The sequence below is a fragment of the Bradyrhizobium sp. S3.12.5 genome (assembly GCF_040548225.1).
Taxonomy (GTDB): Bacteria; Pseudomonadota; Alphaproteobacteria; order Rhizobiales; family Xanthobacteraceae; genus Bradyrhizobium; species Bradyrhizobium cytisi.
The window spans coordinates 150,405-172,978 of sequence record NZ_JBEPRF010000005.1 but is presented as its reverse complement, the minus strand read 5'-3'; the positions used below and the strand labels follow the sequence as shown (position 1 = coordinate 172,978).

General features: G+C 64.5%; 26 protein-coding genes. 14 read left to right on the top strand and 12 right to left on the bottom strand.

Translation table 11 applies throughout. From position 1 onward, the window contains the following. Positions 1–30: 30 nt before the first annotated feature. The 3 genes from ABIC09_RS08780 to ABIC09_RS08770 all read right to left on the bottom strand — a co-directional run bounded on the left by ABIC09_RS08780 (position 31) and on the right by ABIC09_RS08770 (position 1,935). Positions 31–837: an FAD binding domain-containing protein gene (locus tag ABIC09_RS08780; RefSeq protein ID WP_354109021.1), complete on the bottom strand. Its 807-nt coding sequence runs from the start codon at positions 835–837 to the stop codon at positions 31–33. Between the two features lie 30 nt (positions 838–867). Continuing rightward, positions 868–1,353: a (2Fe-2S)-binding protein gene (locus ABIC09_RS08775; protein ID WP_148751514.1), complete on the bottom strand. Its 486-nt coding sequence runs from the start codon at positions 1,351–1,353 to the stop codon at positions 868–870. A gap of 135 nt (positions 1,354–1,488) precedes the next feature. Continuing rightward, positions 1,489–1,935, bottom strand: coding sequence for an SRPBCC family protein (locus ABIC09_RS08770; RefSeq protein WP_148751513.1), 447 nt, complete (start codon positions 1,933–1,935; stop codon positions 1,489–1,491). Positions 1,936–2,120: 185 nt separating this feature from the next. Between ABIC09_RS08770 and ABIC09_RS08765 the strand changes: the two genes are divergently transcribed. The 3 genes from ABIC09_RS08765 to ABIC09_RS08755 all read left to right on the top strand — a co-directional run bounded on the left by ABIC09_RS08765 (position 2,121) and on the right by ABIC09_RS08755 (position 4,794). Further along, entirely contained in the window at positions 2,121–3,476 is a 1,356-nt protein-coding gene (locus tag ABIC09_RS08765; protein WP_354109020.1) for a 3-carboxy-cis,cis-muconate cycloisomerase, read from the top strand. 36 nt (positions 3,477–3,512) lie between these two features. Next, positions 3,513–4,295, top strand: coding sequence for a 3-oxoadipate enol-lactonase (pcaD, locus tag ABIC09_RS08760; RefSeq protein WP_354109019.1), 783 nt, complete (start codon positions 3,513–3,515; stop codon positions 4,293–4,295). A 106-nt stretch (positions 4,296–4,401) separates the two neighbouring features. Beyond that, positions 4,402–4,794 carry a carboxymuconolactone decarboxylase family protein gene (locus ABIC09_RS08755; protein ID WP_354109018.1) on the top strand — a complete coding sequence of 131 codons (393 nt, stop codon included), beginning with the start codon at positions 4,402–4,404 and terminating at the stop codon, positions 4,792–4,794. Here the strand turns inward: ABIC09_RS08755 and ABIC09_RS08750 are convergent. After that, positions 4,756–5,286, bottom strand: coding sequence for a hypothetical protein (locus tag ABIC09_RS08750; protein WP_354109017.1), 531 nt, complete (start codon positions 5,284–5,286; stop codon positions 4,756–4,758). The two genes, ABIC09_RS08755 and ABIC09_RS08750, sit on opposite strands and share 39 nt — an antisense overlap. 208 nt (positions 5,287–5,494) lie before the next feature. Further along, the gene (locus ABIC09_RS08745; RefSeq protein ID WP_354109016.1) at positions 5,495–5,683 is read right to left on the bottom strand and encodes a hypothetical protein; all 189 of its coding nucleotides are present in this window, start codon (positions 5,681–5,683) and stop codon (positions 5,495–5,497) included. Positions 5,684–5,975: 292 nt separating this feature from the next. Between ABIC09_RS08745 and ABIC09_RS08740 the strand changes: the two genes are divergently transcribed. The 5 genes from ABIC09_RS08740 (at position 5,976) to ABIC09_RS08720 (ending at position 11,069) form a co-directional block, all read left to right on the top strand. Next, complete coding sequence (locus ABIC09_RS08740) at positions 5,976–6,893, top strand: ABC transporter permease subunit (RefSeq protein ID WP_148751508.1); 918 nt, start codon at positions 5,976–5,978, stop codon at positions 6,891–6,893. Positions 6,894–6,906: 13 nt separating this feature from the next. Next, a complete protein-coding gene (gene livM, locus ABIC09_RS08735) occupies positions 6,907–8,232 on the top strand; it encodes a high-affinity branched-chain amino acid ABC transporter permease LivM (protein ID WP_148751507.1) in 1,326 nt (441 codons plus the stop codon). Beyond that, entirely contained in the window at positions 8,229–9,062 is an 834-nt protein-coding gene (locus tag ABIC09_RS08730; protein WP_148751506.1) for an ABC transporter ATP-binding protein, read from the top strand. The genes livM and ABIC09_RS08730 overlap by 4 nt, the downstream gene beginning before the upstream one ends. Further along, a complete protein-coding gene (locus ABIC09_RS08725) occupies positions 9,059–9,802 on the top strand; it encodes an ABC transporter ATP-binding protein (protein ID WP_354083873.1) in 744 nt (247 codons plus the stop codon). The genes ABIC09_RS08730 and ABIC09_RS08725 overlap by 4 nt, the downstream gene beginning before the upstream one ends. A gap of 148 nt (positions 9,803–9,950) precedes the next feature. Further along, positions 9,951–11,069 (top strand): branched-chain amino acid ABC transporter substrate-binding protein, encoded by a 1,119-nt coding sequence (locus ABIC09_RS08720; RefSeq protein WP_148751504.1) that lies wholly within the window; start codon positions 9,951–9,953, stop codon positions 11,067–11,069. Between the two features lie 74 nt (positions 11,070–11,143). Here ABIC09_RS08720 and ABIC09_RS08715 read toward each other — a convergent pair whose 3' ends face one another. Further along, positions 11,144–11,530 carry a response regulator gene (locus tag ABIC09_RS08715; RefSeq protein WP_148751503.1) on the bottom strand — a complete coding sequence of 129 codons (387 nt, stop codon included), beginning with the start codon at positions 11,528–11,530 and terminating at the stop codon, positions 11,144–11,146. A 264-nt stretch (positions 11,531–11,794) separates the two neighbouring features. Between ABIC09_RS08715 and ABIC09_RS08710 the strand changes: the two genes are divergently transcribed. Together ABIC09_RS08710 and ABIC09_RS08705 are read left to right on the top strand one after the other, a co-directional pair. Further along, entirely contained in the window at positions 11,795–14,602 is a 2,808-nt protein-coding gene (locus ABIC09_RS08710; protein WP_354109015.1) for a PAS domain S-box protein, read from the top strand. Between the two features lie 52 nt (positions 14,603–14,654). Next, on the top strand, positions 14,655–15,650 hold the full coding sequence (locus tag ABIC09_RS08705) for a P1 family peptidase (protein ID WP_148751501.1): 996 nt from the start codon (positions 14,655–14,657) through the stop codon (positions 15,648–15,650). A gap of 15 nt (positions 15,651–15,665) precedes the next feature. Here ABIC09_RS08705 and ABIC09_RS08700 read toward each other — a convergent pair whose 3' ends face one another. Then, on the bottom strand, positions 15,666–16,487 hold the full coding sequence (locus ABIC09_RS08700; protein ID WP_354109014.1) for an EF-hand domain-containing protein: 822 nt from the start codon (positions 16,485–16,487) through the stop codon (positions 15,666–15,668). A gap of 253 nt (positions 16,488–16,740) precedes the next feature. Here ABIC09_RS08700 and rpe point away from each other — a divergent pair, with 253 nt between their 5' ends. From rpe to ABIC09_RS08680, 4 genes are all read left to right on the top strand, one after another. After that, positions 16,741–17,442: a ribulose-phosphate 3-epimerase gene (gene rpe / locus ABIC09_RS08695; protein WP_354109013.1), complete on the top strand. Its 702-nt coding sequence runs from the start codon at positions 16,741–16,743 to the stop codon at positions 17,440–17,442. Between the two features lie 151 nt (positions 17,443–17,593). After that, positions 17,594–17,734 carry a hypothetical protein gene (locus tag ABIC09_RS08690; protein WP_354109012.1) on the top strand — a complete coding sequence of 47 codons (141 nt, stop codon included), beginning with the start codon at positions 17,594–17,596 and terminating at the stop codon, positions 17,732–17,734. Between the two features lie 4 nt (positions 17,735–17,738). Next, positions 17,739–17,918, top strand: coding sequence for a hypothetical protein (locus tag ABIC09_RS08685; RefSeq protein WP_354109011.1), 180 nt, complete (start codon positions 17,739–17,741; stop codon positions 17,916–17,918). Between the two features lie 22 nt (positions 17,919–17,940). Beyond that, the gene (locus ABIC09_RS08680; protein ID WP_148751497.1) at positions 17,941–18,132 is read left to right on the top strand and encodes a hypothetical protein; all 192 of its coding nucleotides are present in this window, start codon (positions 17,941–17,943) and stop codon (positions 18,130–18,132) included. Positions 18,133–18,138: 6 nt separating this feature from the next. Here ABIC09_RS08680 and ABIC09_RS08675 read toward each other — a convergent pair whose 3' ends face one another. The 5 genes from ABIC09_RS08675 to ABIC09_RS08655 form a co-directional block, all read right to left on the bottom strand. Beyond that, positions 18,139–19,572 (bottom strand): serine/threonine protein kinase, encoded by a 1,434-nt coding sequence (locus ABIC09_RS08675; RefSeq protein WP_354109010.1) that lies wholly within the window; start codon positions 19,570–19,572, stop codon positions 18,139–18,141. A 6-nt stretch (positions 19,573–19,578) separates the two neighbouring features. Continuing rightward, positions 19,579–20,319, bottom strand: a complete 741-nt coding sequence (locus tag ABIC09_RS08670; RefSeq protein WP_354109009.1) for a metallophosphoesterase family protein — start codon at positions 20,317–20,319, stop codon at positions 19,579–19,581. Between the two features lie 112 nt (positions 20,320–20,431). Next, positions 20,432–21,037 carry a hypothetical protein gene (locus ABIC09_RS08665; RefSeq protein ID WP_354109008.1) on the bottom strand — a complete coding sequence of 202 codons (606 nt, stop codon included), beginning with the start codon at positions 21,035–21,037 and terminating at the stop codon, positions 20,432–20,434. Next, entirely contained in the window at positions 21,030–21,701 is a 672-nt protein-coding gene (locus ABIC09_RS08660; RefSeq protein ID WP_027534510.1) for a DUF2135 domain-containing protein, read from the bottom strand. The genes ABIC09_RS08665 and ABIC09_RS08660 overlap by 8 nt, the downstream gene beginning before the upstream one ends. Then, a complete protein-coding gene (locus ABIC09_RS08655) occupies positions 21,698–22,468 on the bottom strand; it encodes a MotA/TolQ/ExbB proton channel family protein (RefSeq protein WP_148751493.1) in 771 nt (256 codons plus the stop codon). Before ABIC09_RS08655 ends, ABIC09_RS08660 begins: the two co-directional genes overlap by 4 nt. Positions 22,469–22,574: the final 106 nt, after the last annotated feature.

Here is a 22,574-nt window from a genome sequence, read left to right as displayed (position 1 = left end):
GCAAGTATTGGGCCAGATCGTGAGGCCCACTCATTCCTTGGCGTTGGCGGCGTCGAGGGCGCGCCGCGTCAGCACGCCGATGAGATGGGCGCGGTATTCGGCGCTGCCGTGGATGTCGCTGTTCAGCCCTTCCGCCGGCACCTCGATGCCATCCAGCACCTTCGACGAGAACCGCTTCTTCAGCGCGTCCTCGTAGGCCTCGACGCGGAATACGCCGTCCGAGCCGGCGCCGGTCACGGCGACTCGCACGTCCGAGGGCCGCCGTGCCACGAACACGCCGACCAGCGCATAGCGCGAGGCCTGGTTGCGGAACTTGATATAGGCCGCCTTCTTCGGCAGCGGGAACATCACCTTGGTGATGATCTCGTCGGCTTCCAGCGCGGTCGTGAACAGACCCTGGAAATACTCCTCGGCCTTGAGGCGGCGCTTGTTGGTGACGATAGTCGCGCCGAGTGCGAGCACGGCGGCCGGATAATCCGCGGTCGGATCGTTGTTGGCGAGCGAGCCGCCGATCGTGCCCTTGTGGCGCACGGCGGGATCGCCGATCTGGCTGGCGAGATCGGCCAGTGCCGGGATCGCCTCGCCGACGATGGCGGAGGTCGCGACCTCGGCGTGCCTGGCGGTGGCGCCGATCACCAGCGAACGGCCCTTCATCTCGATCGTGTTCAGCCCCTCGATGTGGGAGAGGTCGACCAGATGCGGGGGGCTTGCGAGCCGCTGCTTCATGACCGGAATCAGCGTGTGACCGCCGGCGATCACCTTGGCGTCTTCGTTCTTCACCAGGAGGTTGGCAGCCTGCCGCACGGTCCCGGGGCGATGGTATTTGAATTCGTACATGAGGGTGTCCTGATCGCGGAGGGCGCGCGGTTACGCGAGATCGGATTTCGCCATCGCCTTCGCGCCGGCGGCGATCGAGGCGACGATGTTCTGGTAGCCGGTGCAGCGGCAGAGATTGCCTTCCAGCTCCTCGCGGATGGTGTGATCGTCGACCTCGTGGCCCTTGCGATGCACGATATCGATCGCGGTCATGATCATGCCCGGTGTGCAGAAGCCGCACTGCAGGCCATGATGCTCGCGGAAGGCTTCCTGCATCGGATGCAGCGGCGCGCCATCGGCCGCCAGGCCCTCGATGGTCTTGACCTCGTGGCCGTCGGCCATCACGGCCAGCGTGGTGCAGGACTTCACGGCCTTGCCGTCGAGATGCACCACACAGGCGCCGCACTGCGAGGTGTCGCAGCCGACATGGGTACCCGTCAGCCGCAGATTCTCGCGCAGGAACTGCACCAGAAGCGTACGCGGGTCGACATTGCCGGTAACAGGATTGCCATTCACGATGAGGGAGATTTTTGCCATAAGCACTCTCTATCAGCGCCCCGACGGGTCCCGTCGAAGCGGTTCTTATAATTATTCCAACCCATCATATGGGCCATTATGCCCTGGGGCAACATCACCCCGGACGCAAGGCGCCATGCCGAAAGACGATAGCCTTCAGCCTTGTACCGCCTTGGCGAAATTCGCGAAAAACTCGTCGGCCAGCTTCTTGGCGGTGCCGTTGATCAGGCGCTGCCCGAGCTGCGCCAACTTGCCGCCGATCTGCGCCTCAACGTCGTAAGACAGCAGCGTGCCGCCGTCCTTCTCCGCGAGCTTGACCACCGCGCCGCCCTTGGCAAAGCCGGCCACCCCGCCCTCGCCTTCGCCTGAGATCTTGTAGCCGTTCGGCGGGTCGAGATCGCTCAGCGTGACCTTGCCCTTGAAGCGCGCCGAGACCGGACCGACCTTCATCTTCGCCGTTGCGCGAAAGCCGCCGTCGTCGGTCTTCTCCAGCTCCTCGCAGCCGGGGATGCAGGCCTTGAGCACCGAGGGGTCGTTGAGCTTCTCCCACACGGCCTCGCGCGGCGCCGCAAGCTGGACTTCGCCGTTCATTGTCATGGCCATGGGGCGTCTCCGGGGATATCGAAGCTGGATCGCATCTGAATAATATTGCTCAAGTAACGCACGGAGGCCGCAAAGGAAAGGGCAGCCCCCGGTCACGTGCAATGCATATTCGCACCTGCAAAATGCCTTGTGCGGTCGGTCAGGGATTGGCAGAGCCGAAGCATGGTGATTAGGTCCGGCGCAACATGAGCACAGCCCTTTCCCCCCTGCTTGCGCCGATGCTGTCGAGCGCAGCCATGCGCGTCGTCTGCGACGACCGGTCCACGCTCCAGAACATGCTCGATTTCGAGGCAGCCCTGGCCCGGGCCGAGGCCGCCGCGGGTGTGATTCCCGTATGCTCGGTAAGCCCGATCGAAGCCGCCTGCAAGGCTGACGCCTTCGACATGGCTGCGCTGGCCGAGGCCGCGACCCGGTCGGGCAATCTCGCAATCCCCCTGGTCAAGGCGCTGACCGCCAATGTCGGCAAGGCCGACGGCGAGGCTGCGCGCTACGTGCATTGGGGTGCCACCAGCCAGGACGTCATCGATACCGCAACCATGCTCGGCTTGCGCGCTGCCATCGATGCGTTGGACGCTGATCTCAACCGCGCCATCAAGGGCTTTGCGACACTTGCCCGCGCCCATCGCAACACCGCGATGGTGGCACGGACCTGGCTTCAGCACGCGCTGCCGATGCCGTTCGGGCTGAAGGCCGCCGAATACGCATCGAGCCTCGCCCGCGCCCGCTGCCGGCTGCGGCGGCTCCGCCGCGAGGGCCTTGCGCTGCAATTCGGCGGCGCCGCCGGCACGCTCGCAGCCCTCGGCGATAACGGGCTCGCGGTGGCCGAACGGCTGGCGCGGGAGCTGAACCTGCCGCTGCCGGAAGCGCCCTGGCACACCCATCGCGACCGCATCGCGGAGGCCGCTTCAAGCTTCGCGATTCTCGCCGGAAGCTGCGGCAAGATCGCGCGCGACGTCTCGCTGATGATGCAGACCGACGTCGGCGAAGCGTTCGAGCCCGCCGGCGAGGGCCGCGGAGGGTCCTCGACCATGCCGCACAAGCGCAACCCGGTCGCAGCCGCAAGCGCGCTCGGCTGCGCGACCATGGCCCCGCAGCTCGCCGCGACGATCTTTGCAGCCCAGGTGCAGGACCACGAGCGCAGCGCCGGGCCCTGGCATGCGGAATGGCCGACGCTGCCGCAATTGATGCTGGTCACCTCGGGCGCGCTTGCGGCCATCGTCGACATCGCCGAGGGGCTGGATGTCGATGCCGCGCGCATGCGCAGCAATCTCGACGCGACGCACGGGCTGATCATGGCGGAAGCCGTCACCTTTGCGCTCGCCGACAAGATCGGCAAGAGCGACGCGCATCATCTGATCGAGGCCGCGAGCAAGCGCGCGGTTGCCGAGAACAAACATCTGCGCGAAATTCTCGCCGCCGATTCGCAGGTCGCTGCGCATCTGACGCCCGAGAAAATAACGGCATTGTTTGAGCCGATGGCCTATCAAGGGATGTCGCAGGTCTTGATCGACCGGCTGCTCGACAGCCTCGACCGCGAATAGAGCAGCCCTGAGCGGAAATAAAAACGGAGACGCCGCATGCCCATGATCGATGCCGACGGTTGCCTGATCAACGTCTCCGTCGAGGGCCGCGACGGCGGGCCGACCTTGATGCTCTCCAACTCGCTCGGCTGTACGCTGCAGATGTGGGAGCCGCAGATGAAGGCGCTGACGCAGGTGTTCCGCGTCATCCGCTACGACCGCCGCGGCCACGGCAAGTCCAAGGTGCCGCCCGCTCCCTATTCGATGGAGCGTTTCGGCCGCGACGTGCTTGCGATCCTCGACGATCTCAACATCGAAAAGGTGCATTGGTGCGGCCTGTCGATGGGCGGAATGGTCGGGCAATGGCTGGGCGCCAACGCGCCGGAGCGCTTCGGCAAGCTCATCCTCGCCAATACCTCCTGCTATTACGCCGAGCCGACCAAATGGCTGGAGCGTATCGACGCCGTGAAGAAGGGCGGCATCGCCGCGGTCGCCGACGGCGTGATCGCCGGCTGGCTCACCCAGGATTTCCGCGAGCGCGAACCTGACATCGCCGCCAGGATGAAGGCGATGCTGCTCGCGACCCCGGTCGAGGGCTATCTCGCCTGCTGCGAGGCGCTATCGACCCTCGACCAGCGCGCGCTGCTGCCTGCCATCAAGAACCCGACGCTGGTGATCGCCGGCCGCCACGATCAGGCAACCCCGATTTCTGCGGGCGAGCTGATCCGCTCGAACATTCCCGGCGCGAGCATGACCATCATCGACGCCGCTCACATTTCCAACGTCGAGCAGCCACACGCGTTCACCGACGCGGTCGTGGGCTTCTTGACGCAACGCTGATCTCACAACGCCGTCATTGCGAGCGCAGCGAAGCAATCCAGAAATCCCTCCGCAGCGGCAGACTGGATTGCTTCGCTACGCTCGCAATGACGAAGGAGGAAACAACATGGACGACCAGAAGCGCCGCGATGCCGGCATGAACGTGCGCCGAAAAGTGCTGGGCAATGCCTGGGTCGACAAGTCGATCGCCAACCGCAACGCCTTCAACACCGACTTCCAGGACATGATCACCCGCTACGCCTGGGGCGAGATCTGGACGCGGCCGCATTTCGATGAGCGCACGCGGCGGGTTCTGGTGATCGGCACCATGGTCGCGCTTGGGCAATGGGACGAATTCCGCCTGCACGTGCGCGCGGCGCTCGCCGAGGGTGGCTTCACCCCCGACGACGTCAAGGAAATTTTGCTGCAGCAGGCGATCTATTGCGGCGTTCCGGCGGCGAACCACGCCGTCAAGGAAGCCTCAGCGATTGTGCAGGAGCTCGGCCTGCTCGAGACCTAGCTGCGCGGTGTCCGCGACGTCGACGGTCTTCGGCGCAGCAGCCGGCCGCTCGATCACCAGCACGACCGCCGCACCGAGCAGCAGAAGAAGCTCGGTGGCGTGCAGCCGAAGCGCGGCCATCTCGCCGACCTTCGAGGCCATCACCATGCTCACAAACGAGATCAGGCTGCCGATGGCTAGCGCAATGCCAAGCGCCTCGTCGCTGGCTCCGCTCTTGCGGGTGCGCGGAATGGCGAGCAGCGCAAGATAGATCGCGAGGAACGCCACCACGGTCAGGCGCCCGAGCGCCAGCAGCCAGGCGGCGCGCACCGTGCTCAGGCCGGACATCTGAAGCTGGTCGCTGAGGAACAGCGCCACGGCAACGCTCGGCCGCTCGTAGAGGCCGTGCACCGGCGCCACCACGATGTTGAAGGCGACCATCGTCCAGGCCGGAATGAAATAAGCCGCCAGCAGCGCGCCGTTGACCGAGCCGATCCGCCAATTCCTGAACATGCCGCTTCCCGCTTCGCCTGCACCGCGCCTTCGGACGGAAGGCTTTGCCGGGGGAGCTAACTCGCATCGGACTGTGGCGGCAATTTAAACCCTTTGTTTACCTTAATCGCCCGGCTGGCCGGTTCATTCAAAGAAGGCCCCGCCTTTCGGCGGGGCCCGCTTCACTTCATTAGCCTTGTTCGCTTCGTTAGCCTTGGCTCTCGGCTCCCTAATTGTCCTGACCGTGCTGGCCACCCTGCTGGTGGCCGGGCTTGTCGCCCTGGCGCATCGGGTCGTTCTGCTGCTGCTGTCCGGGTTTCTGCCCACCGCCTTGCTGCTGCCCTGGTTGCTGGCTTGGGCGCTGCTGGCCGGGGCTCTGGTTCTGCTGGCCCGGATTCTGGTTCTGCTGCTTCGTCATTGGGGGGAAACTCCCTTGTTGGACGTCAGTGCGTGACAACAAGCGGCAGCCGATTTAGTTGCCGCGCGGAACCTGGTTCCTTGCAGTGCGGGGAACCGGGATATGACCAGCCGTAGCCGAAATGATCTCTGTACAAGCCTTTATGCCGAGGCAATGGCCAGTTGCAGCCACCAGTTCCCTGCTGTTACAAAACGGGAAGAACGCTCAAGGGCTGCCGGGGCCCGAGAAGAAACTTAAGCACTCTCTCGAAGACCTCCCTTTGAGTCGCGTCAGGTTTGGGTAACGGCAGCCTATGGATTATTTCGCCCAGCAGCTCATCAACGGCCTCGTGCTCGGCTCCATCTACGGCCTGATCGCGATCGGCTACACGATGGTCTACGGCATCGTCGGCATGATCAATTTCGCCCATGGCGACATCTTCATGATCGGCGGCTTCATTGCGCTAATCACCTTCCTGATCCTGATCTCGCTCGGCCTGACCGCGATCCCGGTGATCCTGCTGGTCGTGCTGCTGGTCTCGATGGCGATCACGGCACTCTATGGCTGGACCATCGAGCGCATCGCCTACCGGCCGCTGCGCCATTCCTTCCGCCTCGCGCCGATGCTGTCGGCGATCGGCATGTCCTTCGTGCTGACCAACTACTCGCAGATAGCGCAGGGCGCGCGCGTCAAGCCGATCCCGCCCTTCATCACCGGCGGCTACACGCTGCATGAGAGCGCCGACGGCTTCGTGATCCAGCTCTCCAACATCCAGATCATGGTGGTCATCACCACCATCGTGCTGCTTGGAATCTTCACCTGGCTGGTCTCGCGCACACGGCTCGGGCGCGACATGCGCGCCTGCGAGCAGGACCAGACCATGGCTGCGCTGCTCGGCGTCGACGTCGACCGCACCATCTCCATGACCTTCGTGATCGGCGCTGCGCTCGCCGCGGTCGCCGGCCTGATGTACCTGCTCTATTATGGCCTGGTCGATTTCTTCATGGGCTTCGTCGCCGGCATCAAGGCCTTCACCGCCGCTGTGCTCGGGGGTATCGGCTCACTGCCCGGCGCCATGCTCGGCGGACTCGCGATCGGCCTGATCGAGACGTTCTGGTCGGCCTATTTCTCGGTCGAGTACAAGGACGTCGCCGCGTTCTCGATCCTGATCGTCGTGCTGATTTTCATGCCGACCGGCCTGCTTGGCCGTCCCGAAGTCGAAAAAGTCTGACGGACCGCCCCGCGTGACAGCCACCCCGCACGAGACCACCAAAGCAAGTCGCACCGCCGGCATCCCCTTCCTTCTGAAGACCGCCTTCATCAACGCGCTGATCGCGCTGGTGTTGTTCTCGCTGATGGTCGGCATCCGTACCGAAGCGGGCTCCGACGGCCAGCTCACCTATTGGGCGCGCTTCGGCGACGTCGCCGCGCTCGTCGGTGCGGTGTTCGGCGGCTCGATCGTGATCGAGCTGCTCAGGCAATGGATTGGCCCGACCGGCGCCGAGAAGCTGGTGCCACCTAGCGTGCAGAGCGGGATGTCGTTCATTGGCCGCTACCTTGCACCGGCACTCCTGATCTTCACGCTGCTGGTGCCCGTGATCTTCTACAACCAGCGCTACATCCTCGACCTCGCGATCCTCGTGCTGACCTATGTGATGCTGGGCTGGGGCCTCAACGTCGTGGTCGGGCTCGCCGGCCTGCTCGATCTCGGCTACGTCGCCTTCTACGCGGTCGGCGCCTATTCCTACGGGCTGCTCGCCACCAGTTTCGGCTGGTCGTTCTGGATCTGCCTGCCGCTCGCCGGCATCCTTGCCGCGTTCTGGGGCGTGCTGCTCGGCTTTCCCGTGTTGCGCCTGCGCGGCGACTATCTTGCGATCGTGACGCTCGCCTTCGGCGAGATCATCCGTCTCGTCATCATCAACTGGCAGAGTCTGACCGGTGGTCCGAACGGCGTCTCCGGCATTCCCCGCCCATCCTTCTTCGGCATTCCGCTCGACAACAGCGACGACGGGCTGGCGGCAAAACTCGGCATCGAATACTCGCCGACCCATCGCATCGTCTTCCTGTTCTATTTGATCCTGGCGCTGGCGCTGCTGACCAATTGGGTTACGATCCGGCTGCGCCGCCTGCCGATCGGCCGCGCCTGGGAGGCGCTGCGCGAGGACGAGGTCGCTTGCCGCGCGCTCGGCATCAACACCACGACCACCAAGCTCACGGCGTTCGCGACCGGCGCCATGTTCGGCGGCTTTGCCGGCGCGTTCTTCGCGACCCGCCAGGGCTTCATCAGCCCGGAATCCTTCACCTTCCAGGAATCGGCGCTGGTGCTCGCCATCGTCGTGCTCGGTGGCATGGGCTCGCAGCTCGGCGTCGCGCTCGCGGCGCTCACAATGATCGGCGGCTTCGAGCTGTTCCGCAGCCTCGAGAACTACCGCATGCTGGTGTTCGGCATGGCGATGGTGCTGATCATGATCTGGCGGCCGCGCGGCATCATCGGCCATCGCGCGCCGACCGTGTATCTCACCAAGGCGCAAGTCATCTCCTCCGACCTCGTCAAGGAGGGGCATGGATGAGCGGCGAGCCAATTCTCAGCGTCGACCGGCTCACCATGCGTTTCGGCGGCATCGTCGCGGTGCAGGAGCTGTCGTTCGAAGCCGAACGGAAAAAGATCACCGCGTTGATCGGGCCGAACGGCGCCGGCAAGACCACCGTTTTCAACTGCATCACCGGTTTCTACAAGCCGAGCGACGGCGCCATTCGCCTCACCCATGACGACGGCCGGCAAATCGCGCTGGAACGGCTCAACGATTTTCGCATCGCCAAGCAGGCCAAGGTTGCCCGCACCTTCCAGAACATCCGGCTGTTTCCCGGCATGACGGCGCTCGAGAACCTGATGGTGGCGCAGCACAATGCCTTGATGCTCGCCTCCGGCTTTACGTTGCTCGGCCTGATCGGCGTCCCCACCTATCGCGCCGCCGAGAAGCGGGCGATCGCGCTCGCCACCGACTGGCTCAAGCGGATCAAACTGTTCGACCGCGCCGATGACGCCGCCGGCAACCTCGCTTATGGCGACCAGCGCCGGCTCGAAATCGCGCGCGCGATGTGCACCGAGCCTGCGCTCCTCTGCCTGGACGAGCCGGCCGCGGGCCTCAATGCGCGCGAGAGCGCCGCGCTCAGCGAGCTCTTGCTGTCGATCCGCAACGAGCTCGGCACCTCGATCCTCTTGATCGAGCACGACATGTCTGTGGTCATGGAGATCTCCGACCACATCGTGGTGATGGACCATGGCGTGAAGATCGCCCAGGGCACGCCGCGAGAGGTCCGGGACGACCCCAAGGTGATCGCCGCCTATCTCGGCACCGACGAGGAAGAGGCTGTAGCCGTGATGGAGAGCGGGTCGTGACGTCCGCCCCCACTCCCCTGCTCGCGATCCGCGGCTTGCACGCCGCCTACGGTAAGATCGAGGCCCTGAAGGGCGTCGACGTCCAGATCGATGCAGGCGAGATCGTGGCGCTGATCGGCGCCAACGGCGCCGGCAAATCGACACTGATGATGACGATCTTCGGCAAGCCGCGCGCCCGCGCCGGACAGATCCTGTACGAAGGCCGCGACATCACCGACGTCGCCACCCACGAGATCGCGCATCTGCGCATCGCGCAGTCGCCGGAAGGCCGCCGCATCTTTCCGCGCATGAGTGTGGCGGAAAACCTCCAGATGGGCGCGGACGCCACCGAATGCACCGATGCGGAGCGCGAGGCGACGCTGGATCGGGTGTTCACGCTGTTTCCGCGGCTGAAGGAGCGCTACGTCCAGCGCGGCGGCACGCTGTCCGGCGGCGAGCAGCAGATGCTGGCGATCGGGCGCGCCCTGATGAGCCGTCCGCGCCTGCTCCTGCTCGACGAACCCTCGCTCGGGCTTGCACCGCTGATCGCCCGGCAGATTTTTGACGCGATCCGGACCCTGAACCGGCAGGACGGCCTGACCGTCCTGATCGTCGAGCAGAACGCCAACCATGCGCTCAAGCTTGCCCATCGCGGCTACGTCATGGTCAATGGCCTGATCACGCTTGCCGGAACAGGCGCCGAGTTGCTGCAGCGCCCCGAGATTCGCGCCGCCTATCTGGAGGGCGGCCGGCACGGCTGATTGGGCCGGAGTGCGGTCGAATGTTGCGAATTTTGCCGCAGTGCGCGTATTTTGCCGGTGACTTCTCCCGGGATTCATTCAAGAATGGCGCCGGTTTGAACCGGGCCAACCCGGCAACTTCCACAGACGATCACCCACGAGGTATCTCATGAAATCACTGAAGCTCATCGGTCTGGCATTCGGCGCTTCGATCGCGCTGTCGAGCGCGGCATTCGCGCAGGATGTCACCATCGCAGTCGCAGGCCCGATGACAGGCACGGAGTCCGCATTCGGCCGCCAGATGAAGAACGGCGCCGAGATGGCCGTGGCTGATATCAACGCCGCCGGCGGCGTCAACGGCAAGAAGCTCGCGCTCAACGTCGAGGACGATGCCTGCGATCCCAAGCAGGCGCGCTCGATCGCGGAAAAGATCGCCGGCGCCAAGATTCCGTTCGTCACCGGGCATTACTGCTCGTCGTCGTCAATCCCCGCCTCCGAAGCCTATGCCGACGGCAACGTGCTTGAGATCACGCCGGCCTCGACCAACCCGCTCTTCACCGAGCGCAAGCTCTGGAACGTGGCGCGCGTCTGCGGCCGTGACGATCAGCAGGGCCTGATCGCGGCGCAGTACATCGCCAAGAACTTCAAGGGCAAGAACATCGCGATCCTCAACGACAAGACCACCTACGGCAAGGGTCTTGCGGACGAAACCAAGAAGGCGCTCAACAAGGCCGGCGTCACCGAGAAGATGTACGAGTCCTATAACAAGGGCGACAAGGACTTCAACGCGATCGTCTCGCGCCTGAAGCGCGACAACATCGATCTCGTTTATGTCGGTGGCTACCACCAGGAAAGCGGCTTGATCCTGCGTCAGATGCGTGACCAGGGCCTCAAGACGATCCTGATGGCCGGCGACGCGCTTGCCGACAAGGAATACGCCTCCATCACCGGCCCTGCCGGCGAAGGCACGCTGTTCACCTTCGGTCCCGATCCGCGCGACAAGCCGACCGCAAAGAAGATCGTCGACGCCTTCAAGGCCAAGAACATCGATCCCGAAGGCTACACGCTCTACACCTACGCGGCGATGCAGGTCTGGTCGCAGGCGGCCAAGAAGGCCGGCACCACCGACGCCAAGAAGGTCATGGAAGCGATGAAGGCCGGCAAGTGGGACACCGTGATCGGCCCGATCGAGTATGACGCCAAGGGCGACATCAAGCAGCTCGACTACGTTGTCTACAAGTGGGACGCGAAGGGCGGCTACGCCCAGATCAAGGGCAATGGCACCTGAGACAGGACGCCTGACCTTATAGCCAGACGACGTCGACGCCCCGGTTCGCCGGGGCGTTTTCTTTTGAAGTCCGGTCAGACGGCTGCGGACAATTCGCCGCCCGCATCTCCTTGCGCCTTCCGGAGCGCTTGCAGCAGGTCGTTCGGCCGAAACGGCTTTTGCAGGCAGACCACGCCGTCAAGGCCGGGCGCCTCGCCGATGAAGTCCAGCGCCGTCATGCCTGATACCGCCACGATCGGAAATCCGGGAACCCGCTCGCGAATAGCGGCCATGACCTCGATACCACTGGTATCGGTCAGGAAAATGTCGACAATCGCTGCGTCGAAAACGTTCTCGTCGAAGGCCTTCAGGCCGCCCGCGCCGCTCTCCGCTTCAACAACGTCATAACGATTGACCCGAAGCACGATCGAGACCATGGCGCGGACGTCCTTCTGGTCGTCGACAACAAGGACACAGGGCATGGGAACAACTCCCGGATTCGTACCATGAATTGGTTCAATTCAACGGCAACGTGCGCCAAGGCAGTATGGGTCGATCGAGTAAAGCCAACCTTACCGATTCCCTATTCCGATTCTCTGTTCAAGTTAAGTAAGCTGTAACCTTCGGTTGAGTCGCGGGCGGGTTCCGTCGGGACACGTGCCCTGAGCGGGCTACCATGGGGGCCAAGACAGAAGAATCAAGACAGAAGACCAAGGCAGCCTGCCAACGAAGTCATGCGGACTACCATGCCGACCCAGCGAGAGGTCAACGTGCACGCAAAGAACGACCGAAGCACATTCCTTTCGACCTTGCCGGCCACGCAGAGCGATCGTACTGCAGCATTGGCGATCGTCGGCATCTCCGCGATCCTGTTCGCGCTGGCCGTCCCATTCGCGCCTACGCCGCTGATACAGGTGCCGGCCTTCATCGGGAGCTATCAATCCGCTCTCGCTGTCTGCGACATCATCACTGCAGTGCTGTTGTTCTCGCAATTTGCGGTGTTGCGGACCCGCGCCCTGTTGTGGCTTTCAAGCGGCTATCTGTTCACGGCAACAGCCGCCCTGGTCCACGCGCTCAGCTTTCCCGGCCTTTTCGCTCCGAATGGGCTGTTTGGCGCCGGGCCGCAGACAACCGCCTGGCTCTACATGATCTGGCACGGCGGCTTTCCAGGGTTCGTGCTGGCTTATGTCTGGTGCAAGGGGGTGAACGGCGGAGTCGAAATCTCCGGTTCGACGCGAAACGCGATCATCGGCAGCTTGCTCGGTGTCGGCGCAGCAGTGGCGGCCCTCACCTGGATCGTGACCGCCGGGCACGGTCTGCTTCCGCCGCTGTTGAAGGCAGGCGGCGGCTTCACGACCGTGCAGGTAGGCGTGATCTCGTTCGTGTGGTCTTTGAGCTTTGCTGCCCTGATCGGTCTGTGGTTCAAGCGGCCGCATGCGGTGATCGACGTCTGGCTCATGGCGGTGATGTGCGCCTGGCTATTTGATATTGCCCTATCGGGGATATTCAACAGCGCCCGCTACGATCTCGGTTTCTACGCGGGCCGCCTCTACGGGCTCTGCGCCGCAATCTTTGTGCTCGCGGTGCTACTGATCGAGAATGTCCGCCTTCAGGCCCACACGGTGGGCCTCGTCGGCCGGTTGCGCGAACAGTCGGCGTCGGATCGCGACTTCTACGGCAAACGCCTCGCGCTGTATGGCGCCGTCGTCGAGTCCTCCAACGATGCGATCATCACCGAGTCGCTCGACGGCATCATCACCGGTTGGAACAAGGCTGCCGAGCACCTGTTCGGCTATTCTGCCGCCGAGGCCGTCGGCCAGTCGATCGACCTCATGGTGCCCGAGGACCGCAGGGCCGAAGCCAGGGGAATTCTCAACCGCATCAGCAGCAACGAGTCGATCGCCCAGCACGAGACGGTCCGCCTCCGCAAGGACGGCCGTCTCCTTCACGTCGTCCTGAATGTCTCGCCGCTGCGATCGGACAGCGGGCAAATCATCGGTGCATCCAAGATTGCCCATGACATCACCGAGGAAAAGCAATCGCGCGAGAAGCTGCGGCGCGAGATCGAGGAGCGTGAGCGCATCTTCGAAACCTCGCGCGACCTGATCCTTGTCACCGACGGTTTTGGCAATTTCATCCAGGTCAGCCCGAGCGTGAAGGACATTCTCGGCTTGAGCCCGGAGGACATGATCGGCCATAGCGCGACCGACTTCATCCATCCCGACGACCTCGAGAAGACGCGGGCCGAGATGCGCGCGGCGCGCCGCGGCCAGACCAAGCGCAGCTTCGAGGCGCGCTACTACCACTATGACGGTCACGAGGTCTCACTGAACTGGATGGGAACCTGGTCGGAGCCTGTGAAGCGCCATTTCTTCATCGGTCGCGACCTGACCGAGAAGCAGGCTGCGGAAGCCCAGTTCCGGCAAGTGCAGAAGATGGATTCGATCGGCCAGCTGACCGGCGGCGTCGCCCACGATTTCAACAACGTGCTCACTGTCATCACCGGCACGATCGGTATCCTGGCGGACGCGGTGGCCGATCGACCCGAGCTCGCCGCCATCACCAAGCTGATCGACGATGCCGCCGAGCGCGGCGCGCAACTGACCAAGCATCTGCTCGCCTTCGCCCGCAAGCAGCCGCTTCAGCCGCGCGAGATCGACGTCAACGCGCTGACGCTCGAGGCCGCCAAGCTGCTGCACCCGACACTGGGCGAGCAGATCACCATCCTGCCGCAGCTCACCGAGGATGCCTGGCCCGCTCTGGTCGATCCGGGCCAGCTCTCCACCGCGATCCTCAATCTGGCGCTGAACGCGCGCGATGCGATGCCCGACGGCGGCACGCTGGTGCTGGAGACCCGCAACATCTTCCTCGACGACGGCTATGCCAGCATGAACCCCGACGTCGTCGCCGGCAATTACGTGATGATCGCGGTGAGCGACACCGGCTCGGGCATACCGGCGGATCTGATCGAGCGGGTGTTCGACCCCTTCTTCACCACCAAGGAAGTCGGCAAGGGTACCGGCCTCGGCCTGAGCATGGTGTTCGGCTTCGTCAAGCAATCCGGCGGCCACATCAAGATCTACAGCGAGGAAGGCCACGGCACGAGCGTGAAGATCTACCTGCCGCGTTCCACCGGCGTGCAGGAGACCGAGTACGAGTCGCTCCAGAACGTGCCCGTCACCGGCGGCAACGAGAGAATCCTCGTCGTCGAGGACGACGCGCTGGTGCGGCAGTATGTCATGACCCAGGTCAAGAGCCTCGGCTATACCGCGCTCGAGGCGGCGAACGCCGCCGAAGCCCTCGCCATCATCGATGCCGACAAGGACATCGACCTGCTCTTCACCGACATCATCATGCCGGGCAACATGAATGGCCGCCAGCTCGCCGACGAGGCTGCACGGCGGCGCCCCGACCTGAAGACGCTGTTCACCTCAGGCTATACGGAAAACGCCATCGTCCATCACGGCCGGCTCGATTCCGGCGTGCTGCTGCTGGCAAAGCCCTACCGCAAATCGGAGCTTGCCAAGATGCTCAGGACGGCGCTGGCGAGTTGAGCGGGCCGCTCGCCTGCGCTATCGCTGAAGGCGACGCAGCGGAGTGCCATCCTTGAAAAACCTCCTCACCGATATCGCCGGCGTCCGCGTCGGCCACGCCCATGATGCAAGACTCGCTTCAGGCGCGACGGCGATCGTGTTCGACCAGCCGGCGGTGGCAGCGATCGACATCCGTGGCGGCGGACCCGGGACACGCGAGGCCGCGTTGCTCGATCCTGCCGGCACGGTCGAACGCGTTGACGCGATCGCACTGTCCGGCGGTTCCGCCTTCGGGATCGAGGCCGGCGGCGGCATCCAGGCCTGGCTTGCCGAGCAGGGCCGCGGCTTCCGCGTGCGCGAGGCGCTGATCCCGATCGTGCCGGGCGCGATCCTGTTCGATCTGCTCAACGGCGGCGATAAGGCGTGGGGCCGCTTCGCGCCCTATCGCGATCTCGGCTATGCCGCAGCAGTTGCCGCCGGGATGGATTTTGCGCTCGGCAGCGTCGGCGCCGGCTTTGGTGCCACCACCGCGACATTCAAGGGCGGACTCGGCTCGGCCTCCGCCGTCACCAGCAATGGCGTGATGGTCGCGGCGCTCATCGCCGTCAATGCGGTCGGCAGCGCCACCGTCGGCGACGGACCGTGGTTCTGGGCGGCGCCGTTCGAGGTCGACGGCGAGTTCGGCGGCCGCGGGCTGCCTGACAAATTTACCGACGACATGCTCAAGATGCGCATCAAGGGCGGCCCCGCCGCAACCGAGCGCGAGAACACGACGATCGGCATCGTCGTCACCGAAGCGGCGCTGACCAAGCCGCAGGCCAAGCGGCTGGCGATGATCGCGCATACCGGCTTTGCGCGCGCGATCTATCCGGTGCATGCCCCGACGGACGGTGACGTGCTGTTTGCCGCCGCGACATGTGCGAAGCCGATCGATCCGGTCGCAGGCCTCACCGAGCTCGGCATGGTCGCAGCCAACGTGGTTGCGCGCGCGATCGCCCGCGGCGTCTACAGCGCGACCGCGTTGCCGTTCCCCGGCGCGCAACCGGCGTGGAAGGATCGGTTTGGCTAGGGCTTCAGAGCGCGCTTACACGCTCATCGACATCGATGAAGCCGCGGATCCCGCTGCGGTCTGCGCCTGGCGCTGCATCATCTGGCCGAACCAGTCATAGGGCGAATTGCCGCCGCCCGACGCGCTTGAAGAGCTGGAGGTGCCCGGCACCGTCGTCGTCATCTTGAAGCCATCGGCATAGGTGACGGTGGTGGTGGTCGAGCCGTCGGCGCCGGTCGACGTGGTCGAGGTCGACCCGCCGCTCGACGATGACGACGAGGAATCGGAGTTGCTGCCGGACGCATCGCCCGAGCCGCTCGCGGCCTGCGCATGGTGGTGGCCGCCATGATGTCCGCTGCCCTTCAGCGCCTTCGACATCTCGTCGAGGCTGGCGCTGCCGTCGGAATTGCCATCGAGCTTGGAGAACACGTCGTCGGCCTGTGCCAGGTTGGTGCCGCCGGCGCCCAGCGCGGTCTCGAATTCGGACTTGCTGATCTGGCCGTCGCCATTGGCGTCGATCTGCGAGAACAGATCCTTCAACGCATCATCCCGGCTCGTCGATGTCGAGGACGTCGAGCTCGCCGATGTGGAACCGGTCGAGCTGCTCGTGCCGTCCGACGACTGGCTTTGCGCGGCAATCAGCGCGCTCATCGTCTCCGGCGAGATCTGCGCGCAATTGCCGGAATTGACCGATGACGTCGCGCCACTGCTCGTGCTGTTGCTGCTGGTGTCGATTGCGAATGGATCGGTCGCAGCTCGCGACGATCCGGTCTTCTGGGTCGACGACGAGGACTTCGAGCTCGTCAGCGATTGAATGGCATCGAGCGCACTCGAGACGGCGCCAAGCGCAAACAACATTGCACAACTCCAACCCATGCGGCATGCCGCGGCCAATGTTCTGGCCGTCAGGTCAGCAAGCGTCGTGCCAGCGCGAAAAGCTCAATGAAATCCGTATCCGCCGCACTCTCCGGGATCGGGGAACATCGGCAATTCATGCCGCCGAGGGCAGAATTTTCCCGCCCACAGGAAGCCCATCCCCCTGCATTGCCGCGCCGAGGGGCCCATGTTAGGCGAGGCCATTCGCCCTTCGGCCGCCACGGGAAACCGCGCCATGACCCAAGCCTTCGCCCGCCGCCCCCTGGCTATCGCGCCCTCGATCCTGGCCTCGGATTTCTCGAAGCTCGGCGAGGAGGTTCGCGCGGTCGATGCCGCAGGCGCCGACTGGATCCATCTCGACGTGATGGACGGCCACTTCGTGCCCAACATCTCCTACGGCCCCGACGTCATCAAGGCGATGCGCCCGCACACCAAGAAGGTGTTCGACGCGCATCTGATGATCTCGCCCTGTGATCCCTATCTCGAGGCCTTTGCCAAGGCCGGCTGCGACCACATCACCGTGCATGCCGAGGCGGGCCCGCACTTGCACCGCTCGCTCCAAGCGATCCGCGCGCTCGGCAAGAAGGCCGGCGTCTCGCTCAATCCTGGCACGCCGATCAGCGTGCTCGAATATGTGCTCGACCTGGTCGACCTCGTGCTGGTGATGTCGGTCAATCCGGGCTTCGGCGGCCAGGCCTTCATCCATTCGGCGATCGGCAAGATCAGCGACATCCGCGCGATGATGGCCGGCCGTCCGATCGACATCGAGGTCGACGGCGGAGTCGGCCCCGACAACGCCGGCGTGCTCGCGGCTGCCGGCGCCAATGCCTTCGTCGCCGGCACCTCCGTCTTCAAAGGCGGCACGCAGGACGCCTACAAGACCAACATCGCAGCGATCCGCAACGCGGCGCTCGGCGCCCGCGGCGAAGCGATCTGAAGCAGCGCTACGCACCCGCAAACCTGCGGTCCTTGCGGCTGTTGCGACGCGCAATACCTAAAATTGCAACCACGCCCCGTACTCCTCCGGGCTTCCCTGATTCGTGCAAATCACCGTTAGTGGTTCCTGCCTGATTGGACAGGAGCACATCATGACGACGACCCTGGTTTGGACTGGCGTGGCGTTGTGGATTGGTTTTTGCGCGTTCGTTGTGTTCGGCCCGTCGGCCGGACCGGTAAGGGCCCCGGCGCGTTCGACCCGCATCATCGGCCGCGACCGCTACCGGGCCTGATGCCATGCAGATCGCCCTCGTCAAGCGTCAGCCGAAACGCAGATGCCGCATCCCGCGCCGCCCGCATCCGAGCCTCGACTATTTCTTCGGGCGGCTTGAACGCACCGAAGGCGCGATGATCGACGATCCCCGCGTCGAGACGGCGGACCCGGACCACCCGTTCCGGTCATCGCGCCAGCATTGAAATCTTGCTCTGGACCAGATCGATGAAACCGCACTGCCCGAACTGCCTGAAGGAAATGACCAAGGCGTCAGCGTCGCGTAACCTCTTCAACTGCGAACCCTGCCGCGAGATCATTCAGTACTTCGGCGGCAGCGCGGATCACGGCGAGGCCGGCCCGCACTTCACCTGGCCGATCCGCCGCAAGCGCTCGGTCCACATAGCCCACGCGGCCTGATCTTTCCTAGCCCCACACCACGCCGGCGTCCGGTTTCGCGGCAGCCATCCGCGGCGGCCGCACCACAGTGACAGTGCAGGTCGCCTCCGCAGCCACCTTTGCCGAGACGCTGCCGAGCAACGTGCGCCGAAACGAGCCCTGTCGCGCGCCGATGATGACATGGTCGACCTGGTTGACCTCGGCGAACTCCAGCAATGCAGCCGCGGGATCGACGGCCTCCAGCACATGAACCGACAGCCGGCTCTCGTCCAGCTTCAAGGGTGTCGCCCAGTGCCGGAGCGCGACAAGGCGGTCGATGTGCTTGTTGGAGCCCTGTTCGTCCAGCGTCTTGTCGACGGCAATGCGATTGAGCTTCAACACATTGACACAGGCGAGCCGGGCTGACGGCAGCGTCGCCAGGATGCGCTCTGTGGTGACTCGCAGCGACTCGTTCAATTCCGGCGCACCCTCCGCCGTGTCGAGCGCGACCGTAACGATCGGGCTCATCGCAATTTGCGTCGCAAGATCCGATCTCGCACCCGACGGCTTGACGTCGGGATTGAAACGGCGCCGCCAGGCGACACTGAGGGGGTCGCGCTTCATCCGCTCCGCGCGCGCGGTGAGCTTGACCTGGTCCGGATGGGTCAGATCGAAGGCGAGCTGGGCCGCTGTCGGATAGCGCCAGTCCGGCTCGATCTCGAGACACCGCAGCACCACCTCCTGGAGCCAGGGCGGATAGTCGCTGCGTAGCGCACGCGGCGGATAAGGATCGCGCCACAGCCGGCGCCGCATCGCGCGCAGCGTCTCACCCTCGCCGAATGGACGTTCGCCGGTGGTGAAGAAATAGAGCAGCACGCCGAGCGAAAACAGATCGCTGCGGGGATCGTCGCGCACCCCCAACAGCCGTTCCGGCGCCATATAGGGCGCGGTGCCGTAAGGCAGGCGGAACTCCGCCTGCATCAGATCGGGCAGATGATTATGATGCGACAGGCCAAAGTCGATCAGCACGGCCTCACCATTATCGCGGAACATGATGCTGCTCGGCTTGATGTCGTGATGGATCACGTTCTGCCGGTGCAAATCAGCGAGCGCGGTCGCGATCTTGGCGACGAGCAGCCGAACGTCATCGTAAGGCAGCGGCAGGTCGGGCAACCGCTTGTAGAGCGTTGTCCCCGAAATTCGCTCGATCACGGCGTAGGCCTGATGCGCGAAATCGCCGGTGCCGTAGCAGTGCGGCACATGCGGCCCTGTCAGCCGGGGCAGGATCATCATCTCCATCTCGAAGGAGACGATCGCCGCTGGGTCCTCGCCCTCGGACGCCCTTGGGATCTTCATCAGCAGCCGGGCGTCAATGCCGGCATGGGTGACGGTCCAGAGCGTCGCCATGCCGCCGGCATGAACGCATTCGCCAATCGTGTAGCCGTCGATCACGGCGCCGGGTTTGACCATGGGTTTCGGCATCGGCCTTTAGCGCCCCTCCGATAGCCGGTCTGCGAGCCAGTGCGGCAGGCCGTTCTCCCGAATCCGGTTCGCCGCGCTCGCCACGTCGTAGGGGGCGCGGCAATACGTGATCTGGCATGAGGTCGTATCGAACAGCACGAACGCCGCCGATGGATCACCGTCGCGCGGCTGACCGACCGCACCAAGCACGGCGAGCCATTGCCGCCCGCGCAGGAGCGGCATGGAAACATCGGTCTTGGGCACGAGGCCCGTCATCTTCGCCGTCACCGACATCGAATAGAGCGCGGGACGGTGAATGTGGCCGCAGAAAGTCACGTGGGCGGGGGTCGATATCAGGCTCCTGGCAGCGTCCGCCGTCGAGCGAATGTAATGCCAGCGCTGGGGATGAGAGGCTTCCGAGTGCACGAACAGACGGTCGCCGTCCTCGACGAGCATCGGCAGTTCGGCAAGAAACCGGCGCTGCGCGATGTCGAGCCGCCCGCGCGTCCATTCGATCGCGATCTGCGCCTCATTGTTCATGGTCTCGGACGAGGAGTTCACGGCCTGGTCGTGATTGCCGCGAACGGCGACGGCGCCCTGGGCGACCAGCTCCATCGCGGTATCCACGACCCATTCCGGATCGGCACCATAGCCGACGAAATCGCCGAGCATGACAAACCGCTCTGCGCCCTTCGCGCGGGCCACCTTCAGGCACGCCTCGAACGCCTGCCGGTTGCCGTGGATATCCGAGAAGACAGCGAGAAGCACGCACCCTCCACCCTCAAATTCTTGAGGCCGATAAAGCCGATTTGAGGGAGGTCAACAAGATGCGCCAGCGCCGGGCGGTTTACCAGTGCCGCGCTGCGCAATGGTGAAGAGGCTATTGCTCGTCCTTGGGCGGCATCCGGGGTGGCGGCAGCGGCGTGAACACCGCTCCTTGCGCGCCGGCCGGCGGGGCATTGAACTCGCCGGTGGAGGAATCGCCGCCGCTGGTCTCGAGAATGACCTTGGGCGTCACATATTCCCGGACCATGTCGATCAGGCTGCCCTCGCCGCCGCCAAAGTCGGCCGCGCGCCCGCCTTGCGGGTGGCCCGCAGCGATCTCGTTCTCGGCTGCATGGGTCTTGTCGGCCAGAGTGTCGTTGTAGGGGACACGGAAGGCGCGCGGAATTCCGCTCGGACGGTGATCCTCGTCGAGCTCCTCGACCCACAGATAGATCGAGCCGGGATCGCCCTCCAGCGAATGCGGCTCGACGATCCGCGCCTTGAGCAGCTTGAACGCGGTGGGCAGCCTGTCCGTGCTGGCCCAGCCGAGCAGCCCGCGCATTTCCGAGAAGCTGACGACATAGAAGGCGCTGGTCACGACCACCGCGACCGCCTTCAGCGACCAGTGCAGCCGCGCATAGACCAGCACGACCAGCAACAACGCGCCGATCACGGCATAGGCGACCGACAGCGTGAGAATGACCGTCGGCAAATTAATCACGGCGTATCCTCACACCGGTCTTGGGGTCGACGTCAGCGCCGTTGCGCCAGGTGCTGCGGAAGGTTTCCAGCAGCGATTTCGGCCGCTGGTCCACATTGACCACCTTGCCTTCGGCATCGAGCCGGAACCGCACCGCGGTCTTCTCGTCACCGGTGTGGTCGAGCGTGAACTTGTTGTCGAAGACCACCTGCGCGGTCGGATTGAGCTTCTGCACCTTCACATTGGCCGTAACAGGCTCGCCGGTCGTGGCGACGAAATGCGAGACGTTGACGGTGTATTCGCCGGCGACGATGCCGCGCACCGTCACGATCTCCTCGCGGATGGGCGAGGCGATCTTCTTGCCGTTGACCATGATGAAGTCGTTGGCCCCACCGCGATCGTCGCGATCGAGCGTGAGGAAGCCGGCCTCGCGGTGGCGATACCAGGCGATGTTGCCGGCGGGGTCCTGCACGAACAGGTCGAGATCGTCAGGGTGATTGTCCGGCCAGTCCAGCGTGATCATGAACTCGGCCTTGGAGTCGATCTTGCCCTCCTTGGCATCGGGCGAGACCGCGAGCAGCGCGAGGAAGAACAGGAAGGCGACCACCTGGAGCGCCTTGAACAGCATCACGCCCAGCGGATCGAACGGCTCCTCGCGCGGATAGAGGCCGAAATCATCCATCATGACGGCGTTCCAGCGCCTTTGCGCTCCAGGACAGGCGTCACATAGGTCTCCGTCAGCACCACGGCATCCGAGAACACCCGCTGGGTCGCGGAATCGAGCATGTAGTACTGGATGCGGACCAGGATCGAGCCGACGAGGCCGGCGAGAGTCGTGTACATCGCAACCGCCATGCCGTCGCTCATCAGCCCCATCGAGGAGCGCATCGCGACCTTGTCCGCGGCATCCAGTCCGGCAATCGGCGCCAGCATGATGATGAAGCCGATGATGGTGCCGAGCAGGCCGAGCTTCATCAGCGTATCGGAGACGAAGGCACCGAACCCGTTGGAGCCGCGCAGGCGGTCGGCAAGCGTCCGCAACAGCAGCGTCTGGTCGACCGGGCGGTAGTCCTGCGCGGCGGCCTTGGTCACGAGGCTCTCGATGTGATCCCGCACCAGCCCGCGCGGCAGCGCAGACGCGCTCGCATCGAGCACCTTGCTGCCATCTGGCGCCGCCAACACCGCGCGGCAGCGCCGTGCCGCCGCCCCCTCACGGGCAATTGCCCGTGTGCGCAGGAAGCAATGACCGCAGGTCAGGATATAGAGCACCGCGATCACGCTCGAAATGTAGGTCCGGTCCGAGGTCAGCATCAGATGGATCAGGCCGAACCGCCACAGCAGCACGACGGCAAAGATCGACAGCCCTGTGAAGATCATCCAGAACAGCAGCGCGCTGCGCTCGGATGGGTCAGTCGCGGTGTTCGCGATCGGTCCAATCGTCATCGAACTCATGCTGCACTGCTCCTGACCTGCAGGGATTGGCCTGCGACGATTGGCTTGTAAAGAATCCTTGCCGATTAGATCAAAGCCGCCGCACCAGGTCCAAAGACCCATGCCC

Excerpts from the sequence above, each read along its gene's own strand:
- ABIC09_RS08780 (WP_354109021.1), bottom strand. The coding sequence starts at position 837 with ATGTACGAATTCAAATACCATCGCCCCGGGACCGTGCGGCAGGCTGCC.
- ABIC09_RS08775 (WP_148751514.1), bottom strand. The coding sequence starts at position 1,353 with ATGGCAAAAATCTCCCTCATCGTGAATGGCAATCCTGTTACCGGCAAT.
- ABIC09_RS08770 (WP_148751513.1), bottom strand. The coding sequence starts at position 1,935 with ATGGCCATGACAATGAACGGCGAAGTCCAGCTTGCGGCGCCGCGCGAG.
- ABIC09_RS08765 (WP_354109020.1), top strand. The coding sequence starts at position 2,121 with ATGAGCACAGCCCTTTCCCCCCTGCTTGCGCCGATGCTGTCGAGCGCA.
- pcaD (WP_354109019.1), top strand. The coding sequence starts at position 3,513 with ATGCCCATGATCGATGCCGACGGTTGCCTGATCAACGTCTCCGTCGAG.
- ABIC09_RS08755 (WP_354109018.1), top strand. The coding sequence starts at position 4,402 with ATGGACGACCAGAAGCGCCGCGATGCCGGCATGAACGTGCGCCGAAAA.
- ABIC09_RS08750 (WP_354109017.1), bottom strand. The coding sequence starts at position 5,286 with ATGTTCAGGAATTGGCGGATCGGCTCGGTCAACGGCGCGCTGCTGGCG.
- ABIC09_RS08745 (WP_354109016.1), bottom strand. The coding sequence starts at position 5,683 with ATGACGAAGCAGCAGAACCAGAATCCGGGCCAGCAGAACCAGAGCCCC.
- ABIC09_RS08740 (WP_148751508.1), top strand. The coding sequence starts at position 5,976 with ATGGATTATTTCGCCCAGCAGCTCATCAACGGCCTCGTGCTCGGCTCC.
- ABIC09_RS08730 (WP_148751506.1), top strand. The coding sequence starts at position 8,229 with ATGAGCGGCGAGCCAATTCTCAGCGTCGACCGGCTCACCATGCGTTTC.
- ABIC09_RS08720 (WP_148751504.1), top strand. The coding sequence starts at position 9,951 with ATGAAATCACTGAAGCTCATCGGTCTGGCATTCGGCGCTTCGATCGCG.
- ABIC09_RS08715 (WP_148751503.1), bottom strand. The coding sequence starts at position 11,530 with ATGCCCTGTGTCCTTGTTGTCGACGACCAGAAGGACGTCCGCGCCATG.
- ABIC09_RS08710 (WP_354109015.1), top strand. The coding sequence starts at position 11,795 with ATGCCGACCCAGCGAGAGGTCAACGTGCACGCAAAGAACGACCGAAGC.
- ABIC09_RS08700 (WP_354109014.1), bottom strand. The coding sequence starts at position 16,487 with ATGTTGTTTGCGCTTGGCGCCGTCTCGAGTGCGCTCGATGCCATTCAA.
- rpe (WP_354109013.1), top strand. The coding sequence starts at position 16,741 with ATGACCCAAGCCTTCGCCCGCCGCCCCCTGGCTATCGCGCCCTCGATC.
- ABIC09_RS08690 (WP_354109012.1), top strand. The coding sequence starts at position 17,594 with ATGACGACGACCCTGGTTTGGACTGGCGTGGCGTTGTGGATTGGTTTT.
- ABIC09_RS08685 (WP_354109011.1), top strand. The coding sequence starts at position 17,739 with ATGCAGATCGCCCTCGTCAAGCGTCAGCCGAAACGCAGATGCCGCATC.
- ABIC09_RS08680 (WP_148751497.1), top strand. The coding sequence starts at position 17,941 with ATGAAACCGCACTGCCCGAACTGCCTGAAGGAAATGACCAAGGCGTCA.
- ABIC09_RS08675 (WP_354109010.1), bottom strand. The coding sequence starts at position 19,572 with ATGCCGAAACCCATGGTCAAACCCGGCGCCGTGATCGACGGCTACACG.
- ABIC09_RS08660 (WP_027534510.1), bottom strand. The coding sequence starts at position 21,701 with ATGATGGATGATTTCGGCCTCTATCCGCGCGAGGAGCCGTTCGATCCG.
- ABIC09_RS08655 (WP_148751493.1), bottom strand. The coding sequence starts at position 22,468 with ATGAGTTCGATGACGATTGGACCGATCGCGAACACCGCGACTGACCCA.